Annotated in this window: 2 protein-coding genes and 1 pseudogene; 2 read left to right on the top strand and 1 reads right to left on the bottom strand. The window is 61.8% G+C overall.

The features are described 5' to 3' along the window. Nucleotides 1–520: 520 nt before the first annotated feature. Both VXJ24_RS11425 and VXJ24_RS11420 read left to right on the top strand, forming a co-directional pair. Nucleotides 521–1,177 (top strand): helix-turn-helix domain-containing protein, encoded by a 657-nt coding sequence (locus VXJ24_RS11425; protein ID WP_330973048.1) that lies wholly within the window; start codon nt 521–523, stop codon nt 1,175–1,177. Between the two features lie 36 nt (nt 1,178–1,213). Beyond that, a pseudogene (locus VXJ24_RS11420) lies at nt 1,214–2,086 on the top strand (ABC transporter transmembrane domain-containing protein); the annotation flags it as partial. 27 nt (nt 2,087–2,113) lie between these two features. Here VXJ24_RS11420 and tnpB read toward each other — a convergent pair. Further along, nucleotides 2,114–3,379, bottom strand: a 1,266-nt coding sequence (gene tnpB, locus VXJ24_RS11415; RefSeq protein ID WP_330973047.1) for an IS607 family element RNA-guided endonuclease TnpB, incomplete at its 5' end; no start/stop codon positions are given.

Genomic DNA, 3,379 nt, shown 5'->3' with positions numbered 1-3,379 from the left:
CCTGCATGACCCTTCGCCATCTCGTCCCCCGATCCTCCGGATGCATCAGCCGTTCATCCATATGATGCAGCGGAGCGGCGACAGGAATTCCTGCGGTTATGCCGGAGGTCCTCAGCCATTAAGATCTATTGGCAGCGCTGCGGCCCCAGGAGCAAGGGGATTCTAAGCCATTCGGCCTGCTCTCATTCAAGACACCAGCCTTGTTCCACCCGAGCCGGCGCTGCCGAGCCCCGTTCCATCAGAGCCCCTGGAACTGCTGTGCGATTGCATGCGGCACAAGGGCATCCCCTGCCGCATGCAGCATTCACCGATATGCGGAAGATTCGGCATATCAAGCCTCTGACCTGCAGATTCAACCTGGAGTTGAGGCGCAGTTGAGCACATCTCCACCCATCTCAACTCTTCCGTCATTGTTTCGCCTCCCCAGGCGGGCAGAATGGAAAGCGTAAAGGACGTCGCCCGAAAGACCATTCATCCGGCCTGATAATGAAATCTCAGGCCTTCATGCAGGGAGAGAGCAATGGACGCAAAAGAGAGCATGGGAAGGCGCATCGCAAGGCTGCGCATCGAGCAGGGCATGACACAGGAGAAGCTTGCACGCGAGATGGGCGTAAGCGCCCAGGCTGTGAGCAAATGGGAACATGACCAGAACTATCCCGATATCAGCCTGCTTGTGCCTCTGGCAACATTCCTCGGCACGACGACAGATGAGCTCCTTGGTGCCAGCACCACCCCTTCCAAGACAGCTCCTGCCAAGCCGGCAGAGGAAGAGAAGGAGGAAGCCCAGACAGAGTCTGCTCCAGAAGAGGCATCATCCGTAGAGGATCCCCAGCATGTGGAGGTCCAGGCTGTCCCGAAGAAGCACAAGCATCCCATCTCCCTCATCCTCTCCGGCAGGGACAAAGTTGAGGACAGCGAGATGAAGACATCTGGCAAGGGACCCAAGACCATGCACATCCAGTGCATCGACGGTGACGATTCAGACGAGGTCGTGAACCTCAATATCCCGCTCTTCCTGGCAAAGGGATTCCTCAAGAGCGGCATCTCGAGCATCTCTGGCCTTGAAGGCCTCGGCGTCGACCTTTCGAGCGCCGCCTCCTCCATGGACTTCTCCGAGGCAGGCACGCTCGTCGATGTGGAAGATGGCGGAGACCGCGTCCGCATCTGGATCGATTAGCCAGATTCCCTTCGCTCTCATCAGAAAGGCATAGCCATGAAACATGCAGCCTCTGCGGCAGGCAGCAGGCTCGAAGATGAGCTCTGGGCATCCATACTCGAGCACAACCGTCTGCTCCTTGCCGCTGTCACCATCCTCTGCATCCTCGAAGGACTCTTGGGAAGCTTCTTCTCCTGGGTCGTGAAGCTCATCCTCGACGCTATCGCCACCGCTTCCATAGAGGGCTTGAGGTTCTCAGCCGCACTCGCAGCCTTCGCAATCGTCTTCGAGGCAGCGATCTGCCTCCTCCTCAGGCAGGCCACACCCGCATTCCTGAGGCGTGCTGTCACGAACTACCGGATGCATGCTTTCGCAAAGCTCCTCGACAAGGGCATCGGCGCCTTCGATCGGGGAGGTGCCTCTGTCTACGAATCTGCCTTCACGAACGACATCACGACGATCGAGACGACCTATCTCGAGAAGATCGAGACCCTGGCAAGAGACATCCCGATGTTCCTCTCTGCCGTGATCCTGCTCTTCGTGGAGAGCGTGCCTCTGGCCACCTGGACCATCGTCTGCGCCCTGCTGTCGCTTTGGGTCTCTGTCGTATCCGGCAAGCGTCTGGCTCCCCGCCAGCAGGCCGTCTCGGACGAGATGGGGCACTTCGTCGCCGCAGTGCATGACATAATCGCAGGGTTTGCCCAGATCAAGAGCTTCAAGGCAGAAGGGCCTGCAGAGAGGCGCTTCCTCGCCTCCAATACGGAGCTCGAGGATGCCAAGCAGGCGAAGCGCCGCTGCGAGAAGGGCATCTCCGTCATCGCAGAAGCCGCAGGCTCCATCTCGCAGATCACAGTCCTCTTCTTCGGTGCCTGGCTCTGCGTCTCAGAGCATGCCATCACGATCGGCGGCATCATGATGGTGACACAGCTCATGAACTACATCCGCATCCGTTGCAAACTAGTTTGTTCCAGCTTGCATGGCGGGGTTGCCTCCGCCAGCTCCGGGCCTTGCGGCGCTTGTGCGCCCGCCCGGTTCGCGCTTCGCTGGGGTCTGCCTCGGGACCATGGGGCCCTCCGGTCTCACGTCCCCTCCACGCGCGTTTAGGGTCTCCGGGGCACTCCCGGCGACCATGATGTTGATCGCGGCGTTCAGGTCGCGGTCGATGACGAGACCGCAGGCCTCACAGCGGTACGTGCGCACGGAGAGGGGCAGCTTGGCTTTCACTGCCCCGCATCCCGAGCATGTCTTGCTGCTTGGGTACCAACGGTCTATGACGTGCAAGGTGGTGCCCGTGCGTACGCACTTGTACTCGAGCTCGCGGCGGAACTCGCCGAACGAGGCGTCCTCGACGGCCTGGGCGAGGTTGTGGCTTGCCACCATTCCCGCGACGTTGAGGTCCTCGATTGAGATTTCCGAGTAGCTCCTGGCAAGGTGGGTCGTGAGCTTCTCGAGGTCGTCGCGGCGCTGGCTGGCGACGCGGGCCTGGATGCGCTGGACGCGGTGCCTCGCCCTGGCGCGACGCCCTGACCCCCTCTGCCTGCGCGAGAGGCCGCGCTGTGCCCTTGCGAGCCTGCGAAGCGATGCCTGGTAGCGCCTGGGATTCCCGATGACCGTGCCGTCGGAAAGCGTGGCGAGGTGGGAGACGCCGAGGTCCACCCCCACCGCGGGGCCCTTGGGCTGGGAAGAGGTCACGTCCGCCCGCTCGACCGTGAGGGAGGCAAACCAGCGACCGGCATGACAGGAAACGGTCATTCGCGTCACATGGGCACCTCCGACCCGGCGTGCCACGTCCTCCATGCAGTGGACGCGCCCTATCCTCGGAAGTCTGAGGGCCTTGGGGTCGCCGTCGATGAGGCCGAACGAGCCGGTCGTGTAGGCGAATTTAGGCGTTGAACTTGCCTTGCTCTTGAACTTGGGAAAGCCGACGGCCTTCCCTTTGCGCTTGCCGCGCTTTGAGTCGAGGAAGGACCTGAGCGCGCGGGACAGGCACTCGAGGCCGTAGGAGTAGGCCTCCTTGGAGTTCTCGGCCCACCAGGGGGCAAGGACGTCCTTGCTGGCATTCCACCAGCGCCTGAGCGCGTAGTGCGAGAGGTCGGGCCTTTCCTTTGCTTCAAGCTGCCCCTTGACGTGGGCAAGGCCTGCGTTGTATGCGAACCGGGCGGCACCCGCATGCGACAGGAGCATGCGGGCCTGCCTGGGCGTGGGGTCGAGCGCGACCTTGAC

This window comes from Olsenella kribbiana (assembly GCF_036408795.1).
Lineage (GTDB): Bacteria > Actinomycetota > Coriobacteriia > Coriobacteriales > Atopobiaceae > Olsenella_L > Olsenella_L kribbiana.
The sequence above is the reverse complement of the archived record's forward strand: the minus strand, read 5'-3'. Positions and strand labels throughout refer to the sequence as shown.